At 61.7% G+C, this 23,885-nt stretch carries 19 protein-coding genes, 3 tRNA genes and 1 pseudogene; all 23 read left to right on the top strand.

Going from position 1 to position 23,885, the window contains the following annotated elements; translation table 11 throughout:
• On the top strand, positions 1-277 hold a 277-nt coding region (locus tag AC1DS5_RS16035; RefSeq protein WP_477651471.1), incomplete at its 5' end, for an EF-Tu C-terminal domain-related protein.
• A gap of 18 nt (positions 278-295) precedes the next feature.
• A tRNA-Trp gene (locus AC1DS5_RS16030) sits at positions 296-371 on the top strand.
• Positions 372-508: 137 nt separating this feature from the next.
• Positions 509-892: a preprotein translocase subunit SecE gene (gene secE / locus AC1DS5_RS16025; protein ID WP_011485324.1), complete on the top strand. Its 384-nt coding sequence runs from the start codon at positions 509-511 to the stop codon at positions 890-892.
• An 8-nt stretch (positions 893-900) separates the two neighbouring features.
• Entirely contained in the window at positions 901-1,488 is a 588-nt protein-coding gene (nusG, locus tag AC1DS5_RS16020; protein WP_086003130.1) for a transcription termination/antitermination protein NusG, read from the top strand.
• Between the two features lie 143 nt (positions 1,489-1,631).
• On the top strand, positions 1,632-2,066 hold the full coding sequence (gene rplK / locus AC1DS5_RS16015) for a 50S ribosomal protein L11 (RefSeq protein ID WP_011485322.1): 435 nt from the start codon (positions 1,632-1,634) through the stop codon (positions 2,064-2,066).
• On the top strand, positions 2,063-2,758 hold the full coding sequence (gene rplA, locus AC1DS5_RS16010) for a 50S ribosomal protein L1 (RefSeq protein ID WP_011485321.1): 696 nt from the start codon (positions 2,063-2,065) through the stop codon (positions 2,756-2,758). Before rplK ends, rplA begins: the two co-directional genes overlap by 4 nt.
• A 258-nt stretch (positions 2,759-3,016) precedes the next feature.
• On the top strand, positions 3,017-3,547 hold the full coding sequence (rplJ, locus tag AC1DS5_RS16005) for a 50S ribosomal protein L10 (RefSeq protein WP_477719233.1): 531 nt from the start codon (positions 3,017-3,019) through the stop codon (positions 3,545-3,547).
• 29 nt (positions 3,548-3,576) lie between these two features.
• Positions 3,577-3,954, top strand: coding sequence for a 50S ribosomal protein L7/L12 (gene rplL / locus AC1DS5_RS16000; RefSeq protein ID WP_011485319.1), 378 nt, complete (start codon positions 3,577-3,579; stop codon positions 3,952-3,954).
• A gap of 345 nt (positions 3,955-4,299) precedes the next feature.
• Entirely contained in the window at positions 4,300-8,412 is a 4,113-nt protein-coding gene (rpoB, locus tag AC1DS5_RS15995; protein WP_477719232.1) for a DNA-directed RNA polymerase subunit beta, read from the top strand.
• 26 nt (positions 8,413-8,438) lie between these two features.
• Positions 8,439-12,665, top strand: coding sequence for a DNA-directed RNA polymerase subunit beta' (gene rpoC, locus AC1DS5_RS15990; RefSeq protein ID WP_477719231.1), 4,227 nt, complete (start codon positions 8,439-8,441; stop codon positions 12,663-12,665).
• A gap of 318 nt (positions 12,666-12,983) precedes the next feature.
• Positions 12,984-13,577, top strand: coding sequence for a LemA family protein (locus AC1DS5_RS15985; RefSeq protein ID WP_011485316.1), 594 nt, complete (start codon positions 12,984-12,986; stop codon positions 13,575-13,577).
• A 237-nt stretch (positions 13,578-13,814) separates the two neighbouring features.
• Positions 13,815-14,822 carry a M48 family metalloprotease gene (locus tag AC1DS5_RS15980; protein WP_477719230.1) on the top strand — a complete coding sequence of 336 codons (1,008 nt, stop codon included), beginning with the start codon at positions 13,815-13,817 and terminating at the stop codon, positions 14,820-14,822.
• Positions 14,823-14,993: 171 nt separating this feature from the next.
• Complete coding sequence (locus tag AC1DS5_RS15975) at positions 14,994-15,332, top strand: c-type cytochrome (RefSeq protein ID WP_477719229.1); 339 nt, start codon at positions 14,994-14,996, stop codon at positions 15,330-15,332.
• 20 nt (positions 15,333-15,352) lie between these two features.
• A complete protein-coding gene (locus AC1DS5_RS15970) occupies positions 15,353-16,645 on the top strand; it encodes an NAD(P)/FAD-dependent oxidoreductase (RefSeq protein ID WP_477719228.1) in 1,293 nt (430 codons plus the stop codon).
• A 318-nt stretch (positions 16,646-16,963) separates the two neighbouring features.
• Entirely contained in the window at positions 16,964-18,301 is a 1,338-nt protein-coding gene (gene rsmB / locus AC1DS5_RS15965; RefSeq protein WP_477719227.1) for a 16S rRNA (cytosine(967)-C(5))-methyltransferase RsmB, read from the top strand.
• Complete coding sequence (locus tag AC1DS5_RS15960) at positions 18,282-18,932, top strand: DUF4390 domain-containing protein (RefSeq protein WP_477719226.1); 651 nt, start codon at positions 18,282-18,284, stop codon at positions 18,930-18,932. The genes rsmB and AC1DS5_RS15960 overlap by 20 nt, the downstream gene beginning before the upstream one ends.
• A gap of 74 nt (positions 18,933-19,006) precedes the next feature.
• The gene (locus tag AC1DS5_RS15955) at positions 19,007-21,226 is read left to right on the top strand and encodes a sensor histidine kinase (RefSeq protein WP_477719241.1); all 2,220 of its coding nucleotides are present in this window, start codon (positions 19,007-19,009) and stop codon (positions 21,224-21,226) included.
• 68 nt (positions 21,227-21,294) lie between these two features.
• Positions 21,295-21,972 carry a response regulator gene (locus tag AC1DS5_RS15950; protein ID WP_477719225.1) on the top strand — a complete coding sequence of 226 codons (678 nt, stop codon included), beginning with the start codon at positions 21,295-21,297 and terminating at the stop codon, positions 21,970-21,972.
• A 58-nt stretch (positions 21,973-22,030) separates the two neighbouring features.
• A tRNA-Phe gene (locus tag AC1DS5_RS15945) sits at positions 22,031-22,106 on the top strand.
• Between the two features lie 56 nt (positions 22,107-22,162).
• Positions 22,163-22,238, top strand: a tRNA-Gly gene (locus AC1DS5_RS15940).
• A gap of 269 nt (positions 22,239-22,507) precedes the next feature.
• A pseudogene (locus AC1DS5_RS15935) lies at positions 22,508-22,627 on the top strand (AbiTii domain-containing protein); the annotation flags it as partial.
• Positions 22,628-22,740: 113 nt separating this feature from the next.
• On the top strand, positions 22,741-22,884 hold the full coding sequence (locus AC1DS5_RS15930; RefSeq protein ID WP_477719242.1) for a hypothetical protein: 144 nt from the start codon (positions 22,741-22,743) through the stop codon (positions 22,882-22,884).
• Between the two features lie 94 nt (positions 22,885-22,978).
• Positions 22,979-23,476: a hypothetical protein gene (locus AC1DS5_RS15925; protein WP_477719224.1), complete on the top strand. Its 498-nt coding sequence runs from the start codon at positions 22,979-22,981 to the stop codon at positions 23,474-23,476.
• Positions 23,477-23,885 lie beyond the last annotated feature (409 nt).

The following is a 23,885-nucleotide window of genomic DNA, read 5'->3' as shown; positions in this document are numbered from 1 at the left end:
GCACTTCACCGGCGAGATCTACGTGCTGAGCAAGGACGAAGGCGGCCGCCACACGCCCTTCTTCAACAACTACCGCCCCCAGTTCTACTTCCGCACGACGGACGTGACGGGCGCGATCGAGTTGCCAGAAGGCAAGGAAATGGTCATGCCAGGCGACAACGTGTCGATCACCGTCAAGCTGATCAACCCGATCGCCATGGAAGAAGGCCTGCGCTTTGCCATCCGCGAAGGCGGCAAGACCGTTGGCGCTGGCGTCGTGGCCAAGATCATTGCCTGAGTTTTGAAGGTTTGATGGAGGGGTATAGCTCAATTGGCAGAGCGTCGGTCTCCAAAACCGAAGGTTGTAGGTTCGATTCCTACTGCCCCTGCCACCCGGCTGATGCGTAGAGATGTGAAGCCGCAGGTGGTTTGAAAAGATAGCAAACAAGGCCCGCCAGGAGTCAAAAACTCCCGGTGGGCTTAAGCGTCTGCAAAGACGCATGAAGATTGAACAGGAAATCCGGCAACCATGGCCTCTTCTCAAGTTGAAACCGTCAGCACCACCGCCGACAAAGCCAAGCTGGGCTTGGCCGTCGCCCTGGTGCTGGCGTCGCTGGCGGGCTTTTACCTGTTGAGCAAGCAGGGTCAGGTCGCCCAGTGGGGTGCCCTGGTCGCGGGTCTGGTTGCGGCGGTAGTGGTGTTTCTGACCTCTGAGCCCGGCAAGCAGTTTGTGGCCTTTGGGCGTGATTCCTGGCGCGAAGTCAAAAAAGTCGTCTGGCCGGCCCGCAAGGAGGCCATTCAGATGACGGCCTACGTGTTCGGCTTCGTGGTGGTGATGGCGTTGTTTTTGTGGTTGACCGACAAAACGCTCGAATGGGTGTTTTACGACCTGATCCTGGGATGGAAAAGATGATGAGCGATATGAACGGCACGGTAGTCAGCGAAGTGGCGGCGGGTACGTCCCTCACGCCGACCCCCGGCATGCAGTGGTATGTCGTGCATGCCTATTCCGGTATGGAAAAGGCGGTCGAGCGCAACATTCTGGAGCGTATCAATCGCGCCGGCATGCAGGCCAAGTTCGGCCGTTTCCTGGTGCCCACTGAAGAAGTGGTCGAGATCAAGAACGGCCAGAAGAAAACCACAGAGCGCCGCTTCTTTCCGGGCTATGTGCTGGTCGAAATGGTCATGGATGACGAAACCTGGCACCTGGTGAAGCACACCAACAAGGTCACCGGTTTTGTCGGCGGCGCCAAGAACCGCCCGGCCCCGATTTCCGAGGAAGACGTCCAGAAGATCGTCAGCCAGATGCAGGTCGGTACCGAGAAGCCGCGCCACAAGGTTGAGTTTGAAACGGGCGAATATGTCCGCGTCAAGGATGGTCCGTTCACCGACTTCAATGGCACGGTGGAAGAAGTCAACTACGACAAGAACAAGGTGCGTGTGTCGGTCACGATTTTCGGTCGTGCCACACCGGTTGAGCTGGAATTCAGCCAGATCGAAAAGACGTAACTTTCGGTCGGCGTCTAGAAATCCTGCGCTTTGCAACTCGGCGCGGAGGGTTCTTCGGAACCTTGATTGAGTTGTGTAACCCCCGGGGAGCCTGGGCCTGTTTTTAACAGTGTCCGGGCGTTATGACCCGCAAGGAGAAAAGTATGGCGAAAAAAATCGTCGGCTTCGTCAAGCTGCAAGTACCAGCTGGCAAGGCCAATCCGTCCCCCCCGATTGGCCCGGCACTGGGTCAGCGCGGCTTGAACATCATGGAATTCTGCAAGGCATTCAATGCCCAGACCCAGGGTGTTGAGCCGGGCCTGCCATTGCCCGTGGTGATCACCGCGTATGCAGACAAGAGCTTCACCTTCATCATCAAGACGCCTCCGGCTGTCACGTTGATCAAGAAAGCCATCAAGCTCGACAAGGGCTCTGCCACACCGCACACCGCGAAAGTTGGCAAGATCACCCGCGCCCAGCTGGAAGAAATTGCCAAGACCAAGATGAAAGACATGACGGCCGCCGATCTCGACGCCGCCGTCCGTACTATTGCCGGTTCCGCCCGCTCCATGGGTGTGACGGTGGAGGGTGTTGTATGAGCAAGCTGACCAAACGCCAGAAAACCATCGGCGACAAGATTGACAGCAACAAGCTGTACGCCCTGTCCGACGCCATTGGTCTCGTGAAAGAGTTCGCCGTCGCCAAGTTCGATGAGTCCATCGACGTGGCTGTGCAGCTCGGCATTGATGCCAAGAAATCCGACCAGGTCGTTCGCGGCGCTGTCGTGCTGCCCAATGGCACCGGCAAAACCAAGCGCGTTGCCGTGTTCGCCCAAGGCGCCAAGGCTGAAGAAGCCAAGGCCGCCGGCGCCGACATCGTCGGCATGGATGATCTGGCTGCCGAAATCAAGGCCGGCAAGATGGATTTCGACGTGGTGATTGCCTCCCCCGACGCGATGCGCATCGTGGGTACGCTGGGCCAGATCCTGGGCCCGCGCGGCCTGATGCCCAACCCCAAGGTTGGCACCGTGACGCCGGATGTGGCGACCGCCGTGAAAAACGCGAAAGCCGGCCAGGTCCAGTTTCGTGTCGACAAGGCCGGTATCGTGCACGGCACCATTGGCCGCCGTTCATTTGATACCGCCAAGCTGCAAGGCAACCTGGCTGCATTGATCGATGCGCTGCAGAAGGCCAAGCCTGCTTCGAGCAAAGGCGTGTATTTGAAGAAAGTCGCGGTTTCGTCAACGATGGGTGTGGGCGTTCGCGTCGACACGCAAACCATCGCGGCGTAATCGCAAAAATTTGAGCGGCCCGCAAGGGCGGTTCAATGTGGTGGGCTGCTGGCGTCTTCGGACTCCGGCAGGTCATCCAAGACCGTTGGTGTGTCAGCTGTAAGGCCGGCACTTAATCGAAAGACAGCCAACGCAGATGGCGGTCCCGCTGCAGATGGTTTGAAAAGAATCTGAAACAGTTGGTCGCTGAATATGAGCGTGCTGAACGGCCGACAGCGCAAGCTGGAAACCCGGAAGCACATTTTTAAGGAGTAGACCTTGAGTCTCAACCGCAGTGAGAAACAAGCCGTCATTGATGAAGTGACTGGCCTCGCCGCTAAAGCTCAAACGCTCGTGATGGCGGAATACCGTGGCATCACGGTCGCTGACATGACCAAGCTGCGCAGCCAAGCCCGCGACAAAGGCGTGAACCTGAGTGTTCTGAAGAACACCCTGGCTCGCCGTGCCGTGGCAGGTAGCGCATTTGAAGTCGTGTCCGACCAGATGACCGGACCGCTGATCTACGGCTTTTCCACAGATGCTGTAGCTGCTGCGAAAGTAGTGGCTGACTTCGCGAAAACCAACGACAAGCTGGTGATTCGCGGTGGTGCATTTGCTGGCAAATCCCTGGACGTGAACGGCGTGAAGCAACTGGCCAACATTCCTTCCAAGGAAGTGTTGCTGGCCCAGTTGTGTGGCTTGCTGATGTCGCCCATCTCGCGTACGGCCGTTGTGCTGGGCGCGCTGGCGGCGAAAAAGGGTGGCGGCGAAGCCGAAACCCCAGCGCCAGCAGAAGCTGTAGCAGCGTAATTTGTACCCAACTTTTTTAGGAAATCAAAATGGCATTCGATAAAGACGCATTTTTGACCGCGCTGGATAGCATGACGGTCCTCGAACTCAACGACCTGGTGAAAGCCATCGAAGAGAAATTTGGTGTGAGCGCTGCCGCCATGGCCGCTCCCGCTGCTGCTGGTGGTGGCGGTGCCGCTGCTGCTGCTGAAGAGAAGACCGAGTTCAACGTCGTGCTGCTCGAAGCTGGCGCCAACAAGGTGTCCGTGATTAAAGCGGTTCGCGAAATCACCGGTCTGGGCCTGAAAGAAGCCAAGGACCTGGTGGACGGCGCTCCGAAGAACGTCAAGGAAGCCGCACCCAAGGCCGACGCAGACGCCGCCAAGAAAAAGCTCGAAGACGCTGGCGCGAAAGTCGAACTCAAGTAATTGCTTGTGTTTGCAAAGGCTGGAAGACCGCATTGGGCTTCCAGCCTTTCGTGTTTCCAGGAGTACGCCGCAAGGCCAGCAAAAAAGCTGTTTTTGCGGTGCTCCCGGTGCACTGAAACAGGCTGAAGCCTTTTTTGGTGCGACCGTAGAGGCACTGGAAAAATGATTGAGATCAGTCCTTTTTCCAGTGTTTTCTGAACCCCGACTGCAGAAAACGCCTTGGTCCGGGTGACGTGCAATGCGTCACCGTCCGCCATGGTTGGTAGTGGCCAACCACCAAGCCTGCCTGAATACGTGGTGTATTCGGGCACGAGAGTCGCCAGAGCCCATCAAAGCGGAGAACTCATGGCCTATTCCTATACCGAACGCAAACGCATCCGCAAAAGCTTCGGCAACCGCGAGAGCGTGTTGACTGTTCCCTATTTGCTGCAAATGCAGAAAGACGCGTACACAGCGTTCCTGCAAGCCGATCGTGCGCCCCAGAAGCGCACCGTAGAAGGTCTGCAGGCAGCGTTTGAAAACGCATTCCCCATCGTCTCGCACAACGGTTTTGTCGAGATGAAGTTCATCGAGTACAACCTGGCCAAGCCCGCCTTCGACGTGCGCGAATGCCAGACCCGTGGATTGACCTTTGCCTCGGCCGTCCGCGCCAAAGTCCAGCTGATCATCTATGACCGCGAGTCATCCACATCGCAGTCCAAGGTCGTCAAGGAAGTCAAGGAGCAGGAGGTCTACATGGGCGAAGTGCCGCTCATGACCGACAAGGGCTCTTTCGTCATCAACGGAACCGAGCGCGTGATCGTGTCCCAGCTGCACCGTTCCCCCGGCGTGTTCTTCGAGCACGACAAGGGCAAGACCCACAGCTCGGGCAAGCTGCTGTTTTCGGCCCGCATCATTCCTTACCGCGGCTCCTGGCTCGACTTCGAGTTCGACCCGAAGGACGTGCTGTATTTCCGTGTCGACCGCCGCCGCAAGATGCCGGTCACTATCCTGCTCAAGGCCATCGGCCTGAACCCGGAGTCCATCCTCGCGAACTTCTTCGTGTTCGACAACTTCCGCCTGATGGACAGCGGCGCGCAGATGGAGTTTGTCGCCGAGCGCATGCGCGGCGAAGTGGCCCGTTTCGACATCACCGACAAGAGCGGCAAGGTCGTTGTCGCCAAAGACAAGCGCATCACGGTTCGCCACACCCGCGAGCTGGAGCAAAGCGGCACCACCACCATCAGCGTACCTGAAGACTTCCTGGTGGGCCGTGTGGTCGCCAAGAACATCGTCGACGCTGAAACCGGCGAGATCATCGCCAAGGCCAACGACGAGCTGACCGAAGCGCTGCTGAAAAAGCTGCGCCTGGCCGGCGTGCAGGACCTGCAGGTGCTGTACACCAACGAACTCGACCAGGGCGCCTACATTTCGCAAACCCTGCGCGCCGATGAAACGGCTGACGAGTTTGCGGCCCGCGTGGCGATCTACCGCATGATGCGTCCCGGCGAGCCGCCGACGGAAGACGCCGTGCAGGCCCTGTTCCAGCGCCTGTTCTACAACCCGGACACCTACGACCTGTCCAAGGTCGGCCGCATGAAGTTCAACGCCCGCGTGGGCCGTGACGACTCCACCGGCCCCATGGTCATGACCAACGAGGACATCCTCGCAGTCGTCAAGATCCTGGTGGACCTGCGCAACGGCAACGGCGAAGTCGATGACATTGACCACCTCGGCAATCGCCGTGTGCGCTGTGTCGGCGAACTCGCGGAAAACCAGTACCGCACCGGCCTGGCACGTATCGAAAAAGCCGTGAAAGAGCGTCTGGGCCAGGCGGAGCAAGAGCCGCTGATGCCGCATGACCTGATCAACAGCAAGCCGATTTCCGCCGCGCTGAAGGAATTCTTCGGTGCGTCCCAGCTGTCGCAGTTCATGGACCAGACCAACCCGCTGTCCGAGATCACCCACAAGCGCCGTGTTTCGGCCCTTGGCCCCGGTGGCTTGACGCGCGAGCGTGCCGGCTTCGAAGTGCGCGACGTGCACGTGACCCACTACGGCCGCGTCTGCCCGATTGAGACGCCTGAAGGTCCGAACATCGGCCTGATCAACTCGCTGGCTCTGTATGCCCGCCTCAACGAGTACGGTTTCATCGAAACACCGTATCGCCGTGTGGTGGACAGCAAGATCACCGACCAGATCGACTACCTGTCGGCCATTGAAGAAGGCAAGTACGTGATTGCCCAGGCCAATGCCCTGCTCGATGAGTCCGGCACACTGACCGGCGACCTGGTGTCGGCCCGCGAGAACGGCGAATCCGTGCTGGTCGGCGCAGAGCGCATCCAGTACATGGACGTGTCGCCCGCGCAGATCGTCTCGGTGGCTGCCTCGCTCGTGCCCTTCCTGGAGCACGATGACGCCAACCGCGCGCTGATGGGCGCCAACATGCAGCGTCAGGCCGTGCCTGTGCTGCGCCCTGAGAAGGCCTTTGTCGGCACCGGCATCGAGCGCGTGTCTGCAGTGGACTCCGGCACCGTGGTGACGGCCAACCGCGGCGGTGTGGTCGATTACGTCGATGCCACCCGCATCGTGGTGCGTGTCAATGATGCGGAAGCCCTCGCTGGCGAAGTCGGTGTGGACATCTACAACCTGATCAAGTACCAGCGTTCCAACCAGAACACCAACATCCATCAGCGCCCGATCGTCAAGATCGGCGACAAGCTGGCCAAGGGCGACGTGATCGCCGACGGTGCCTCGACGGACATCGGCGAACTGGCCCTGGGCCAGAACATGCTGGTGGCGTTCATGCCCTGGAACGGCTACAACTTCGAGGATTCGATCCTGATTTCCGAGCGCGTGGTGGCCGAAGACCGCTACACCTCGATTCACATCGAAGAACTCGTGGTGATGGCGCGTGACACCAAGCTGGGCTCTGAAGAGATCACCCGCGACATCCCGAACCTGTCCGAGCAGCAGCTCAACCGCCTCGACGAATCCGGCATTATTTATGTCGGCGCTGAAGTCCAGCCGGGCGACACGCTGGTCGGCAAGGTCACGCCAAAAGGCGAGACCACGCTGACGCCGGAAGAAAAACTGCTGCGCGCCATCTTCGGCGAAAAAGCCAGCGACGTGAAAGACACCTCGCTGCGCGTGAGCCAGGGCTCGCAGGGTACCGTGATCGACGTGCAGGTCTTCACCCGCGAAGGCATTGTGCGCGACAAGCGTGCCCAGCAGATCATTGACGACGAGCTCAAGCGTTTCCGTCTGGACCTGAACGACCAGCTGCGCATTGTGGAAGCCGATGCATTTGACCGCATCGAAAAGCTCCTCAACGGCAAGGTTGCCAACGGCGGTCCGAAAAAGCTGGCCAAAGGCACCAAGATCGACAAGGCCTACCTGGCCGACGTCGAGAAGTACCACTGGTTCGACATCCGCCCGGCGGATGACGAAGTGGCTTCGCAGCTGGAAAGCATCAAGAACGCCATGGAGCAGACGCGCCACAGCTTCGACCTGGCTTTCGAAGAGAAGCGCAAGAAGCTCACGCAGGGCGACGAACTGCCGGCCGGCGTGCTCAAGATGGTCAAGGTCTACCTGGCCGTCAAGCGCCGCCTGCAACCCGGCGACAAGATGGCCGGCCGCCACGGCAACAAGGGCGTGGTGTCCAAGATCGTTCCGGTCGAAGACATGCCCTACATGGCCGACGGCACGCCGTGCGACATCGTGCTGAACCCGCTGGGCGTGCCTTCGCGCATGAACGTCGGTCAGGTGCTCGAGGTGCATCTGGGCTGGGCCGCCAAGGGCCTGGGCCAGCGCATTGGCGACATGCTGCAAGCCGAAGCCAAGGTGGCCGAGCTGCGCAAGTTCATGGACACCCTGTACAACAAGTCGGGCCGCGTCGAGGACCTGGCCAATCTGTCGGATACCGATGTGCTCGAGATGGCCAGCAACCTGGCAACGGGTGTTCCCTTTGCAACGCCGGTGTTTGATGGTGCCTCGGAAGAGGACATCATGACCATGCTGAAGCTGGCCTATCCGGACGACATCGCCAAGGCCAAGGGCCTGACGGCGACGCGTACCCAGGCTCAGCTGTATGACGGACGCACGGGCGACCAGTTCGAGCGCACGACGACGGTCGGTTACATGCACGTGCTGAAACTTCACCACCTGGTGGACGACAAGATGCACGCACGTTCAACCGGACCGTACTCCCTGGTTACCCAGCAGCCGCTGGGCGGCAAGGCGCAGTTTGGTGGCCAGCGTTTCGGCGAGATGGAGGTCTGGGCGCTGGAAGCCTATGGCGCTTCCTACACGCTGCAGGAAATGCTCACCGTCAAGTCCGACGACGTGCAGGGCCGTACCAAGGTGTACGAGAGCATCGTCAAGGGCGAGCACGCGATCACGGCAGGCATGCCCGAGTCGTTCAACGTGCTGGTCAAGGAGATTCGTTCGCTCGGTATCGATATTGAGCTGGAACGCAGCTAATTACAGGAAAGAAAAGGATTTAACTCATGAAATCATTACTCGACCTGTTCAAGCAATTCACGCCGGATGAGCATTTCGATGCCATCAAGATCGGCATGGCCTCGCCCGAGAAGATCCGTTCGTGGTCTTTCGGCGAAGTCAAGAAGCCTGAAACCATCAACTACCGCACCTTCAAGCCAGAGCGCGACGGTCTTTTTTGCGCCAAGATCTTTGGCCCGATCAAGGACTACGAATGCCTGTGCGGCAAGTACAAGCGCCTGAAGCACCGCGGTGTCATCTGCGAGAAGTGCGGCGTTGAAGTCACGCAGACCAAGGTTCGCCGCGAACGCATGGGGCACATCGACCTGGCCGCTCCCTGCGCGCACATCTGGTTCCTGAAGTCGCTGCCGTCGCGTCTGGGCCTGGTGCTCGACATGACGCTGCGCGACATCGAACGCGTGCTGTATTTTGAAGCCTACGTGGTGACCGACCCCGGCATGACCCCGCTGAAGAAATTCAGCATCATGTCGGAAGACGACTACGACGCCAAGCGCAAGGAATACGGTGATGAATACGTCGCCAAGATGGGCGCCGAAGGCATCAAGGACCTGCTCGAAGGCCTGGATCTCGACATCGAGATCGACAAGCTGCGCAACGACCTGACCGGTTCCGAAATCAAGATCAAGAAAAACGCCAAGCGTTTGAAATTGATGGAAGCGTTCAAGAAGTCCGGCATCAAGCCCGAGTGGATGGTGCTGGACGTGCTGCCTGTGCTGCCGCCAGACCTGCGTCCGCTGGTGCCGCTGGACGGCGGCCGCTTTGCGACCTCCGACCTGAACGACCTGTACCGCCGCGTCATCAACCGCAACAGCCGTCTGCGCCGTCTGCTGGAGCTCAAGGCTCCCGAGATCATTGCCCGCAATGAAAAGCGCATGCTGCAGGAAGCGGTCGACTCGCTGCTGGACAACGGCCGCCGTGGCAAGGCCATGACGGGCGCCAACAAGCGCGCGCTGAAGTCGCTGGCCGACATGATCAAGGGCAAGTCGGGCCGTTTCCGCCAGAACTTGCTGGGCAAGCGCGTCGACTACTCCGGCCGTTCCGTGATCACCGTGGGCCCGACGCTCAAGCTGCACCAGTGCGGCTTGCCCAAGCTGATGGCACTCGAGCTGTTCAAGCCTTTCATCTTCTCGCGCCTCGAAGCCATGGGCATCGCGACCACCATCAAGGCGGCCAAGAAGGAAGTCGAATCCGGCACGCCGGTGGTGTGGGACATCCTGGAAGAGGTCATCAAGGAGCACCCCGTGATGCTGAACCGTGCGCCTACGCTGCACCGTCTCGGTATCCAGGCCTTTGAACCCATCCTGATCGAAGGCAAGGCCATCCAGCTGCACCCGCTCGTCTGCTCGGCTTTCAACGCCGACTTCGACGGTGACCAGATGGCCGTTCACGTGCCGCTGTCGGTGGAAGCGCAGATGGAAGCCCGCACGCTGATGCTGGCCTCGAACAACATCCTGTTCCCTGCCAACGGCGAGCCTTCCATCGTTCCGTCGCAGGACGTGGTGCTGGGCCTGTACTACACGACGCGTGACCGTACCAACGGCAAGGGCGAAGGCCTGGTGTTCTCGGACACCGGCGAAGTCCGCCGCGCGTTTGACGCGGGCGAGCTCGACCTGAACGCCCGCATCAGTGTGCGCCTGACCGAATGGACCAAGAACAAGGAAACCGGCGAGTTCATCCCGTCGACCAAGCTGTGGGAAACCACCGGCGGCCGTGCGCTGCTGTCTGAAATCCTGCCCAAGGGCCTGCCTTTCTCCAACATCAACAAGGCGTTGAAGAAAAAGGAAATCTCCAAGCTGATCAACGTGTCTTTCCGCAAGTGCGGCCTGAAAGAGACGGTGGTGTTTGCCGACAAGCTGCTGCAGTCGGGCTTCCGCCTGGCTACCAAGGCCGGCATTTCCATCTGTATCGACGACATGCTGGTGCCCAAGGAAAAGCACGACATCATTTCGCGTGCCCAGAAGGAAGTCAAAGAGATCGAGCAGCAGTATGTCTCGGGTCTGGTGACGTCCGGCGAGCGCTACAACAAGGTGGTCGACATCTGGGGCAAATCCGGCGACGAAGTCTCCAAGGTCATGATGGCCCAGCTCTCGAAAGAAAAAGTCATCGACCGCAATGGCAAGGAAGTCGAGCAGGAATCCTTCAACTCCATCTACATGATGGCCGACTCCGGCGCCCGCGGTTCTGCCGCGCAGATTCGCCAGGTGGCCGGTATGCGGGGTCTGATGGCCAAGCCTGACGGCTCCATCATCGAGACGCCGATTACCGCGAACTTCCGCGAAGGCCTGAACGTGCTGGAGTACTTCATCTCCACCCACGGTGCCCGTAAGGGTCTGGCTGACACCGCGCTGAAAACGGCCAACTCCGGTTACCTGACGCGCCGCCTGTGCGACGTGGTGCAGGATCTGGTGGTGACCGAAGATGACTGCGGCACGCAAGAGGGCTCGCTGATGCGCGCCATCGTCGAGGGTGGTGAGGTGATCGAATCGCTGCGCGAGCGTATTCTCGGCCGCACCGCGGTGGAAGATGTGCTGCACCCCGAGAACCGCTCGGTCCTGGCTAAAGCCGGTGCCATGCTGGACGAAGACCTGATCGACGAACTCGAAGCGGCTGGCGTCGACGAAGTGAAAGTACGCACGGCCCTGACCTGCGAAACCCGCTTCGGCCTGTGCGCCAAGTGCTACGGCCGCGATCTGGGCCGCGGTGGCCTGATCAACATCGGTGAGGCGGTCGGTATCATCGCCGCCCAGTCGATTGGTGAGCCCGGCACGCAGCTGACGATGCGGACCTTCCACATCGGTGGCGCTGCGTCGCGTGCGGCGATTGCCTCCAGCGTCGAAGCCAAGTCCAACGGCGTGATCGGTTTCAATGCCCCGATGCGTTATGTGACCAACGGCAAGGGTGAACTGGTGGTGATTGCCCGTTCCGGCGAGATCGTCATTCATGACGAGCATGGCCGCGAGCGTGAGCGTCACAAGGTGCCATACGGTGCCACGCTGACGGTCAAGGCCGACCAGACCATCAAGGCTGGCGCCATCCTGGCCAACTGGGATCCGCTGACGCGCCCCATCATTACCGAATTCGCCGGCAAGGTGCTGTTCGAGAATGTGGAAGAAGGCGTCACGGTGGCCAAGCAGGTTGACGATGTGACGGGTCTGTCGACCCTGGTGGTGATCGATCCGAAGCGCCGCGGCGCGACCAAGGTGATCCGCCCGCAGGTCAAGCTGATTGATGCCACGGGCAATGAAGTCAAGATCCCCGGCACCGACCACTCGGTGACGATCGGCTTCCAGGTCGGTGCGCTGGTTCAGGTGCGCGACGGCCAGGACGTGGGCCCCGGCGAAGTGCTGGCCCGTATCCCGATCGAAGGCCAGAAGACCCGCGACATTACCGGCGGTCTGCCGCGCGTGGCCGAGCTGTTCGAAGCCCGTACGCCGAAAGACAAGGGTACGCTGGCCGAGATGACCGGTACCGTGTCGTTTGGTAAAGAGACCAAGGGCAAGGTTCGCCTGCAGATCACCGATCCGGACGGCAAAGTCTGGGAAGACCTCGTGCCCAAGGAGAAGAACATTCTCGTGCACGAAGGCCAGGTGGTGAACAAGGGTGAGTCGATTGTCGACGGCCCGGCCGACCCGCAAGACATCCTGCGTTTGCTGGGCATGGAAGAGCTGGCCCGCTACATCGTCGATGAAGTGCAGGACGTTTACCGCTTGCAGGGCGTGAAGATCAACGACAAGCACATTGAAGTGATTGTTCGTCAGATGCTGCGCCGTGTGGTCGTGGAAAATGTGGGCGACTCCAGCTACATCTCCGGTGAGCAGGTTGAACGCTCGGCCATGCTGGATGCCAACGACGCCTTGCGCGCCGAGGGCAAGATCCCTGCAACCTTCAGCAACCTGCTGCTCGGTATCACCAAGGCCTCGCTGTCGACCGATTCGTTCATTTCCGCGGCTTCCTTCCAGGAAACCACCCGCGTGCTCACCGAGGCTGCCATCATGGGCAAGCGCGACGAGTTGCGCGGCCTGAAAGAAAACGTGATCGTCGGCCGCCTGATTCCTGCGGGTACCGGCATGGCCTACCACGAGGCACGCAAAGCCAAGGACCTGATGGACGACGCCGAGCGCCGTGCCATCGCCGAGGCGGAAGCGGCCGAGCTCGAAGCAGTGACGGCCACGGCACCTGCCGATGCCGGCGGCGACAGTGCTGCGACCGAGTAAGCTGTACAGCACCTGATGCCCTGACGGGCGTCAAGCCTCCCACCTCGCAAGGGGTGGGAGGCTTTTTTTTTGGCCGCTTCGGCCTGCGCCGCTTTCCCTGAAGATGCGGAATCAGGGTGGCGAACGGCCCTGTCACAAACCCGCGCGAAAAGGGCTTTTGCCGATATGCTGCGTGGATGATTGCCTATAAAAATAATACGGAAAGTCGTGTCGACGGGGGATGCCTTGTCGATCCGGCCGAAAAGCAGTTAACCTCGCGGCACGCGTTGGCGTGGCCTCCGGGTTTGCCTGCCTGTCACTCTGCTTCAAGGAAGATCCATGTCCCTCAGTAACCTGGTTTCGATCGCCGTGCTCGCCCTGCTGGTGTGCTGGGCGGTGGGCGCCTACAACCGCCTGGTGCGCCTGAAAAACCTCATCGCCAACGCCTTCGGCCAGATCGATGTGCAGCTCAAGCGGCGCTATGACCTGATTCCCAATCTGGTGGAGGCCGCCAAGAAATACCTGCAGCACGAGCAGAGTACGCTGGAGGCGGTAATGGCCGCGCGCAACCAGGCGCGTACCGCCAGCGATGCGGTGCGAAGCCGCCCGGCCAATGCCGCCGCCGTGACCACGCTGGCCGCCGCCGAGCAGGCCCTGGACAGCAGCCTCGGGCAGCTGTTCGCGGTGGCCGAGGCTTATCCTGAATTGAAGGCCGACCAGACCATCCGCGACCTGAGTGAAGAACTCACCAGTACCGAGAACAAGGTCGGCTTTGCGCGGCAGGCCTATAACGATGCGGTGCTGGACTACAACAACGCGCAGGGGCAATTCCCGGCCGTGCTGATTGCCCGCGTGTTTGGTTTTGCGCCTTCGGCCATGCTGCGCGCCACGGAGAGCGCGGCCGAGCGCCAGGCCGTGCGCATCCAGATGTAGTCATGGCCCCCACGCTTGTCGCTTCGCGTACTGCGCTGCCCCCCGAGGGGGTCACCCCGCCTGCGGCCCGGCAAAGCCGGTTCCGCGGCTCGGACTGGCCTTCGGTCGGCTCGCTTCGCATTGCCTTTTGGGCAGGCCGGGGCTTGCGGGACGCTTCGCAACTTGCCTGGGGCGGCCCGTCGGAAAATTGCTGCTTTGACGCTTTGAGCAGGACAGAAAATTTCATCGGTCTCCAGCATGCGTTTCTTTGAGCGGCAGGAAGCCGCCCGCGCGCAGACCGTCCGGTTGCTGCTGCTCTTTGGCCTGACGGTGCTGGCGCTGGTGCTGGCTGTCAATGCCGCGCTGGCCCTGAGCTGGCGCATGGCGACTCTGGGACTTGGCGGCTACCCCGCCTATTTCTTTGCGGTCAACACCGGCATGACCCTGCTGTTCGTGCTGGGCGGCTGGTGGCTGGAGACCTCGGCCTTGCAGGGCGGCGGTGAAAAGCTGGCACGCCGTGCCGGTGCGCGCGAGGCCTGGCCGTCCAGCCGCGCGGCTGAACAGAAGCTGTGCAATATCGTCAGCGAACTGGCCATCGCCGCCAGCATGAAGCCGCCGGCGCCCATGGTGCTGGACCGGGAAGAGGGCATCAACGCCTTTGCCTGCGGCTGGGACGAGGACGACGCGGTCGTGGCCGTCACGCGCGGCGCCCTCGACAAGTTGACGCGTGACGAGCTGCAGGGCCTGGTGGCCCACGAATTCAGCCACCTGCGCGAGGGCGATACCCGCCTGAACATGCGGCTGGGTGGCATGGTGTTCGGGCTGGAGATGATTTTCAATCTGGGCCGCAGCATGTGCGCGTCCGATGACGACGGTCGCCGTTCTTTCATGGCCTTGCCGGGCTTCGCGATCATGGTCACCGGTTCGCTGGGCTGGCTGGCGGGCCGAATGCTGAAGGCCGCGGTCTCGCGCCAGCGCGAGTATTTGGCGGACGCCCGGGCTGTGCAGTTCACACGCAGCAAGGACGGCCTGGGCGGCGTGCTGCGCAAGGTGGCGGGCGAGGAGGCGCAGGGCCTGGGCATGCGGCGCAGCCTGCACCCGGCGGTACAGCACATGCTCCTGGTCAACGCGAACCCGCATGCCCGCTGGTTTGCCAGCCACCCGCCCTTGTCCGAGCGCATTCGCCGCATCTATGGCCGGCCCATGGCCGCACTGCCGCTGCAGCGTGACGATGATGTGGCCACGCGGCCGGACGCCATTTTTTAAATTTGGCCAAAGCGCCAGCGATGATGGGGGCGCGCGAATCTGGCGCATGATTCGAATGCCGCAGCATGCACGCCGTTTGACTTTGGAAGTTCTCGAAGTACTGGATACTCCCTATAGGGTGCACCGGGCGCCGCGTTAAATTGTCAGCTGGTCGCAACGTCAGGAGAAGCCATGAAAAATAAAACCGCCACAAGCCTCACGATGTCTCTGCTGTGCCTTGCGTTCTGCCTGCCGGGAAGCGCGTGGGCGCAGGCTGCCGGTCCCCAGGAGGCGCTGTACGCCGCGAGCCTGGCCGCGACCTGTGCCAACTGCCACGGCACCAACGGCAAGGTGGTCGAAGGCTCCAGCGTGACGTCGCTGGCAGGGCTCGACAAGAATTACATCAGCACCCAGCTGAAGGCCTTCAAGGCGGGCACCCGCCCGGCCACCGTGATGCACCAGATCAGCAAAGGCTTTAGCGATGCGCAGATCGAGTCGCTGGCGGCCTACTTCGCCGCCCGGAAGAAATAAGCCAGCCAGGACCGAACATCATGAATACCTCTCATTTCAAACGCCGTTCCTTCCTGCAATCAACGGCCGCAGTGGGGCTGCTGGGCCTGGCCGGCTGCGCCAGCACCTCCGGCACTCCTTCCAAAGCCCGGGTGGTGGTGATTGGCGGCGGCTACGGCGGGGCCACGGCCGCCAAGTATGTGCGTCTGCTGTCGGCCAACAAGATTGATGTGGTGCTGATCGAGCCGCAGGACGTCTTCATCTCCTGCCCCATCTCCAACCTGGTGCTCAGCGGCGGCAAGCAGCTCGGCGACCTCACGACGCCCTACACGGGCCTGTCCAGAAACCACGGCATCACCGTCGTCAGGGACTACGCCAGCGCCATCGATACCGCCCGCAAAACCGTCACGCTTGGGAGCGGCGCCACCATCGCCTACGACAAGCTGGTCGTCTCGCCCGGTGTGGAGCTGTTGCTGGGCAGCGTGGAGGGCCTGAGGGAAGCCAACGCCTCCGGCCAGATTCTTCAGGCCTGGAAGGCTGGCGCCGAAACCATGGCGCTGCGCCAGCAACTCGAAGCCATGCCCGACGGCGGCGTGTATGCCATCACCATTCCCGAAGCGCCCTACCGCTGCCCGCCCGGCCCTTATGAGCGCGCGTCGGTCATTGCCGGCTATTTCAAGGCCGCCAAGCCGCGCAGCAAGGTGTTGATCCTGGACGCCAACCCTGATGTCACCTCCAAAGGCCCCCTGTTCAAGAAGGTCTGGGCCGAGCAGTACAAGGGCATGGTCGAGTACCGCAGCCAGCACAAGGTCACTGCGGTCGATGCGAAAGCGGGCCTCATCAGGTTTGATCTGCAGGACGACGTCAAGGCCAACGTGCTGAACGTGCTGCCGCCCATGCGTGCAGGCGCGATTGCCGTGCTGGCGGGCCTCAACAACCAGGCCAACAACCGCTGGTGCGGCGTCAATTACCTGAGCTTTGAGTCGACCGCCGCCAAAGATGTGCATGTGCTGGGCGACGCCATCCAGGTGGCGCCCGCCATGCCCAAGAGCGGCCACATGGCCAACAACCATGGCAAGGTGGCCGCCGCCGCGATCGTGGCGCAGCTCTCCGGCTGGGACGTGAACCCCGCGCCCATGCTCACGAATACCTGCTACAGCTTCGTCGACAACAAGAATGTGATCCACGTGGCCAGCGTGCACGAGTATGTGGCCGCCGAAAAAACCTTCAAAATCGTGGCCGGCTCCGGCGGTGTTAGCACGGCACCCACCGAACTTGAAGGCGTTTACGCATTGAATTGGGCGAGCAACATCTGGGCTGATACCTTGGCCTGAGATTGGCCCCGGGCGGGCCACCCCACTGGCCACTCCGAATTGCAAGCAGGGGCCACGGGACTGGCTTTGCCGGACCGCAGGCGTGTATATAAGGCACCCCCGTCCAGGCTCACTGCGTGTAGCCTGTTCCCTCCTCAAGGTTGCGGCGCCAGCGGTCTGGCAGAGCCAGTCCCGCGGCCCCCGCTGGTAGTGTCCCCTGAACTCTTAAACCCAGCATGAGCCGTGGAACCGGCTTTGCCGGGCCACAGGCGGGCGGCCCCCTCGGGGGGCAGGGCGCTACACGCAGTGAGCAACCGTGGGGGCTGGTCTAATACCCCGATGCAAGACAACCCGACCCAAATTCCCCTGTGGCGCCAGCTTCAGGGGGCTGCTTCCCTTTTGATGGCCGTGCGTGATGGCCAGTCCATGACGGCCGCGCTCGAGGACGTCGACGCCGCGCTGCGGCCCGGCGTTCAGTCGCTGGGCTTTCATACGCTGCGCTGGTTGGGCCGCGCCGAGGCCCTGCGCCAGCAACTGGCCAAACGCCCACCGCCACCCGAAGCCGACGCCTTGCTGTGCGTGGCCCTGGCCTTGATCTGGACGGAGCACGATGCGCCCTACACCGCGCACACCCTGGTCGACCAGGCTGTTGAGGCCGCCAAGCGCGGCGACGCCACGCAGCACCAGGCCAGTTTCATCAACGGCTGCCTGCGACGCTTCCTGCGCGAGCGGGACGACCTGGTGGCGCGCAGCGAAAAAAGTCCCCAGGCCGTCTGGAACCACCCGCAGTGGTGGATAGACCGGGTGCGCAAGGACCACCCCGGCCAATGGCAGGCCATCCTGCAGGCCAACAACTCCCGGGCACCGCTGATCCTGCGGGTTAATGAACAAAAGACGACGCAAGCCCAGTATTTGCTGGCATTGTCTGCTATGAATATTGCAGCGACCCCGGTGGGGAAACAGGGGGTAATTCTGGCCAGCGCCCAGCCTGTGCCGTCGCTGCCGGGTTTTGCCGAGGGGCATTTTTCGGTGCAGGATGCCGCTGCGCAGCTCGCCGCGCCGCTGTTGCTCGAGGGGCTGAACACCGGCGACGGGCAGGGCGCGCGCCCGAGGATCCTGGACGCCTGCGCCGCGCCCGGCGGTAAAACCGCCCACCTGCTGGAGCTGGCCGACTGCGACGTGACCGCGCTCGACATCGACGCCCGCCGTTGCACGCGCATCGCCCAAAACCTGGGGCGCCTGGGTTTGCAGGCGCACATCGAGGTGGCCGATGCAGGTCGCCCGCAGGACTGGTGGGACGGCCAGCTTTACGACGGCATCCTGCTCGACGCGCCCTGTACCGCCTCGGGCATTGTGCGGCGTCATCCCGACGTGCGCTGGCTGCGCCGGCCGACCGACATTGCCCAACTGGCCGGCATCCAGGCGCATTTGCTCCAGGCGCTGTGGCCGCTGCTCAAGCCGGGTGGACGGCTGTTGTATTGCACCTGCTCGGTTTTCCGGGCGGAAGGCGACAACCAGATACAAACGTTTGTTGCACACCACACAGATGCTTTATTAATGCCATCGCCAGGGCATTTGCTGCCCCAAAGTGGGGTCGAAGCGACAGTCTTCCCGGACAATTTGATGCGTGAGCACGACGGTTTTTATTACGCCATTCTTGAAAAACGCAACCCTTAGCACCGTTGTGCGCTTCCTGCTGGGTTTTTACCTGTGCGCGCTGCTGGCCTGCGGGGCTGGCGCCGGGGTGGCGTCGGCCACCGAGATCTCCCAGCTGCGCGTCGAACGCGCCGATGACGGCATCCACCTGTCGGCGCTGGTCCGGTTTGACATACCGCCAGTGGTGGAAGACGCCCTGCTCAAGGGCATCCCGATGTTTTTTGTGGTCGAGGCCGACATCTACCGTGAGCGTTGGTACTGGACGGATCCGCGGGTGGCCAGCGCCGCCCGCACCATTCGCCTGGCCTACCAGCCCCTGACCCGGCGCTGGCGCGTCAACGTGGCCCCGGGCCTGATCAGCAGCTCGGCCGGCTTGCGTGCTACGCTCAACCAGAACTACGACACCCTGCCCGAAGCCCTGTCGGCCATCCAGCGCGTGGCCCGCTGGAAAATTGCCGAAATATCCGATGTCGATCTCGATGCCTCGCACAAGCTCGAATTCAGTTTCCGGCTCGACCTGTCGCAACTGCCACGCCCCTTCCAGATCGGCGTGGCCGGCCAACGGGAGTGGGCGGTGTCCGCGCAACTCAAGGAAAGACTGAGGCTGGAGCCGGCGGCATCCGCAGCCGGCACCACCGAAGGAAGCAAGTGAGCGCTCCGCGCAACGTGGACTCAATCAAAAGCAGCAAGGCCTTCCGCTGGACAGTGGGCGTGGGCGTGGGAACCATGGCCGCGCTTGGCCTGGTGTTGATGTTCCTGCTGACCCAGGCCACCGGCAATCGCGAGCTGTACGAACGCAATTACGCGCTGCTCTTTGTGCTGAACGTGGCTGTGGCCGTGCTCTTGCTGCTGGTGATCGGCTGGATCGTGCTGCGCCTGGCGCTGCGGCTGCACCGTGGCCGATTCGGCAGCCGCCTGCTTGTCAAGCTGGCGGCCATCTTCGCGCTGGTGGGCCTGCTCCCGGGCCTGATGATTTATGTCGTGTCCTACCAGTTCGTATCGCGCTCCATCGAAACCTGGTTTGACGTGGAAGTGGAAGGGGCGCTGGCAGCCGGCCTGAACCTGGGGCGTGTCACGCTGGACACCCTGGCGGCCGACCTGGCCAACAAGACGAAGCAGGCCGCCACGCAATTGTCGGAAACCCCCGATGCCATGGCCGGCCTGGCGCTGGAGCGCCTGCGTGACCAGCTCACGGCCAGCGATGTGGTGCTCTGGAGTGCGTCAGGCCAGGTGATTGCAAGCGCGGGCGAATCGCGCTTTTTGCTCAAACCCGAACGTCCCTCGGCGCAGCAACTGCGCAGCGCGCGCACCCTGCGCGTCGTCACCCAGATCGAAGGCCTGGACGAGGTGTCCCCCAGCGGCATCGGCGAGCTGGCCGGCAGCGGGGCGGCCAGTGCGGGCGCCGCCGCAGCGGCGGCCAATACGCCGCCACGCGTCAAGGCCATTGCCGTGGTCAACAACCCGAATGTGAACGTCCTGGGTGAGTCGCGCTTTTTGCAGGTGACCGAGATATTGCCCGCGAGCCTGGTGGCCAATGCCATTGCCGTGCAGGAGGCCAACCGCGAATACCAGGAGCGCGCGCTGGCGCGCAGCGGCCTGCGCAAGATGTACATCGGCACCCTCACGCTCAGCCTCTTCCTGGCGGTGTTTGGCGCCGTGCTGCTGGCGGTCTTGCTGGGCAACCAGCTGGCCAAACCGCTGCTGGTGCTGGCCGAAGGCGTGAGGCAGGTCGCCCGGGGCGACCTGACACCCAAGGCCGCGCTGCAGGGCAAGGACGAGCTGGGCGGCCTGACCCGGTCATTTGCCGACATGACGCAGCAGCTGGCCGATGCCCGCTCCGCGGTGCAGCAAAGCATGAACCAGGTCGACGCCGCGCGCGCCAACCTGCAAACCATCCTGGACAACCTCACCGCGGGCGTCATCGTGCTCGACGTGCGCGGCCGCATCCAGTCCAGCAACCCGGGCGCGACCCGCATCTTGCGCGCGCCGCTGGCGGCCTACCACAGCAAGTCCCTCGGCGAAGTGCCGGGCCTGGAGGTGTTCGCCAAGGATGTGCTGGCCCAGTTTGCCGACTACCTCAACAACAACGCGCCGCATGGGCTGGAGCATTGGCAGCAATCGTTTGAACTCAAGGCCGCCGTGCCCGGCGCGCCCGACAACGCCATCACCCTGATTGCACGCGGCGCCAAAATGCCGGGCACCGAAGAGTTTTTGCTGGTGTTCGACGACATCTCCGAAATGGTGTCGGCCCAGCGTGCGCAGGCCTGGGGCGAAGTCGCACGCAGGCTGGCGCATGAAATCAAGAACCCCCTCACGCCCATCCAGCTGTCGGCCGAGCGCCTTGAAATGAAGCTCACGGGCAAGGTCGGCGAAACCGAGCAGGCGCTGCTGACCAAATCCGTCAAAACCATCGTGGACCAGGTTGACGCCATGAAGCGCCTCGTCAATGAGTTTCGCGACTACGCCCGCCTGCCTGCCGCCGAACTCAAACCCATTGACCTCAATGCGCTGGTCAACGATGTGATGCAGCTGTACGCCGGCGAGAACGCGGTGGTGCCCGTTTATGCCGAGCTGGACCCCAAAGCCCCGCTGATTCAGGGCGATGGCCAGCAGCTGCGCCAGGTCATTCACAACCTGCTGCAAAACGCGCAGGACGCACAGGAAGGCAGGCCGGATGGCCGCGTCACCCTGAAAACCGAATACTCCGACACCTCGAAGCGTGTACGCCTGAGCGTGCGCGACAACGGCACCGGCTTTCCCGAGTACATCCTCAAGCGGGCCTTTGAGCCCTATGTGACCACCAAGGTCAAAGGCACTGGCCTGGGTCTTGCTGTCGTCAAGAAGATTGCAGATGAACACGGCGCACGCATCGATATTTCTAACCGCGTGGTGGACGGTGTGGTGCAAGGGGCTCAAGTGTCGTTATCATTTGCAGTTGTGGTTTAACAACACATTCAGTAACACATTCAACGACACTCCGCATCGGCAACAACTGGCAGGGCAGCAATTCAATCATGGCAAATATTCTGGTGGTCGACGACGAGCTGGGCATACGCGACCTTCTCTCGGAAATTCTCAATGACGAAGGGCATCAAGTCGAACTGGCTGAAAACGCAGCGCAGGCGCGTGCCGCCCGTTCGCGCACCCGGCCCGACCTGGTGCTGCTCGACATCTGGATGCCCGACACCGATGGCGTGACACTTCTCAAGGAGTGGTCGTCCAGCGGCCTGCTCAGCATGCCCGTCATCATGATGAGCGGCCACGCCACCATAGACACCGCGGTAGAGGCCACCAAAATTGGTGCCATGGCGTTTCTTGAAAAACCCATCACCCTGCAAAAATTGCTCAAGGCAGTGGAGCAGGGCCTCACCAAAACAGCGGCCCGCAAGCCCGCCATCCTGAACCACGCGACGGTGCATTCGGCAGATCTCACGGTGGAAGCCGTCATGACGGGCAGCATCTTGCCCGCACCCATCGACCTGGGACCGCAGGCCACGCAGAGCTTCCTGCTTGAAAAGCCGCTGCGCGATGCGCGTGACGAGTTTGAAAAAGCCTATTTTGAATTTCACCTCGCCAAAGAGGGCGGCTCCATGACCCGCGTGGCCGAGAAGACCGGTCTGGAACGCACCCACCTCTACCGCAAGCTGAAGCAATTGGGCGTTGATCTCACGCGCGGCAAGCGCGCCGCTTGAGTGCCGGGGCAGCCGCTTTTTTAGCGGTGCCTGCGGCTGATATATAATCTTAGGCTCAGGCCCGGTAGCTCAGTCGGTAGAGCAGAGGATTGAAAATCCTTGTGTCGGTGGTTCGATTCCGCCCCAGGCCACCAAATTTGAAAGCCCATCCACGCGATGGGTTTTTCTTTGATCGCAGCAGCGGTCATGTGCGGGAATAGCTCAGTTGGTAGAGCGCAACCTTGCCAAGGTTGAGGTCGAGAGTTCGAGACTCTTTTCCCGCTCCATATTTTTCCAAATTGCCTGTGGATCTGTCCATTGCGATAGGCTCTGAACTTGGCGAGCTCACCGCGAATGCGCACAGGCGCAATCGCATCAGGCGGCACGTCATTGAAAACCTTTACGCGCTTGAAAATCCATGTGTCGGTGATTCGATTTCGCCCCCAGCCACCAGTATTCATGCGCCCCAGCGCCCTTTCGGGTTCTGGGGCGTTTCTACATTTCGGGCTGGTTTTCTACAATTCGTCATGATTCAGGCGATTCTTGGGAGTGACAGATGGCGCTTCTTGCGGAAATTCAGTCGGAATGCACTTCTAAAGACGTCAACGTCTCGAGGCTTCTTCGCCTCTGTTTGTTGCTGGCAGAAAAGCTCAAACACGCGCCGTTGAAGGAGTGGGCAACGCATGAGTACATTGTTCAACACCAGCTCGGCCGGGCGGCGGCCAGCGGCACTGCGCGCTTTGCACCTTATCTGTCTCTGGCGCCAATACTTCCATATTGCAGCTGCATGTGCGCGCAGACGAACAAGTGCCCGGCCACGGCGCCGGCTTGGCGGTCGTCACTGACCTGGTGGCCAGCCGCGAAGGTGAGCTGAAGCTGTCTCGCTCCGAGTGGGGTAGGGCGCAGGTGGACATTGTCCTGCCGGCCGCTTGACTGCCAGCCTGCTCAGAATCTTTCTTGAATCGGTTCAGCTTGCGTTCATACACGGACGCGCAAGATGTGATCCATGCCAACCCAAGGAGCTTTCATGAAACCTCTCATTTCCACCAAATCGCTCGCAGCAGTTGCGGTCGCACTGGGCGCTTTCGCGGCGGCTTCGGCGGCGCACGCCCGTAGCGACGTTTACTTCTCTGTCGGCGTGCAGTCACCGGGAGTCTACGTGCAGCCGGCGCCTGTGTATGTGCAGCCCCAGCCGGTCTACGTCCAGCCCCGGGCTGTTTACGCGGCACCTCGCCCCGTGTACGTGGCGCCCCAGCCGGTCTACACGCCCGCGCCGGGCCACTATGGGCGCTATGACAGGCAGAACTGGGAACGCCGCGGCCCTTACGGCGACCACGACCGCGATGGCATCGCCAACGTCTACGATCCGGACAGCCCGCGCAACCAGCGGCGCCATGCACGCCTTTACGGCCCTTACGGTGATCTAGACCGCGATGGCATCATGAACCAGGACGACCGCGATCGCGACGGTGACGGCGTTCGCAACCGCTACGACCGCCTCCCGGACAATCCGTACCGCAATTAGCATGGGTCGAGCGCGTCTGCGAGCACGCAGCCCCCACGTCAAGTGTGTACCCCAAGAACTGCGGCGTTTCAGAGAATGAGCGCTGGTGCGGGCTGGAGCAGGTTTTTCGATTCAGCCCCAGGCCGCCAGTTAGACCCGCAAGGGTAAAAGAAACCCCGCTATCAATTTGGTAGTGGGGTTTTTTCATTCCGGGTGCTTGTAGGCAAGCTGTAGGCAAACAGGACTTGTCTGGAGCATAAATGAAGGCTTATAACGCCGCACAATGCCAAATGAAGCGGCGTTTACTAGAGTTTCTCGGTGCTATGCCTGTTACCGTGCCATATGGCGCGGCCGTTATGGGGTGCGCAATTTGGACGGGGACGTTCGACTGACCTACGGAGCGTAAAACGTGACAACAGTGAAGCGAATC

It is taken from the genome of Polaromonas sp. P4_H1 (assembly GCF_056400945.1).
This window is presented reverse-complemented; position numbering and strand designations above follow the sequence as displayed.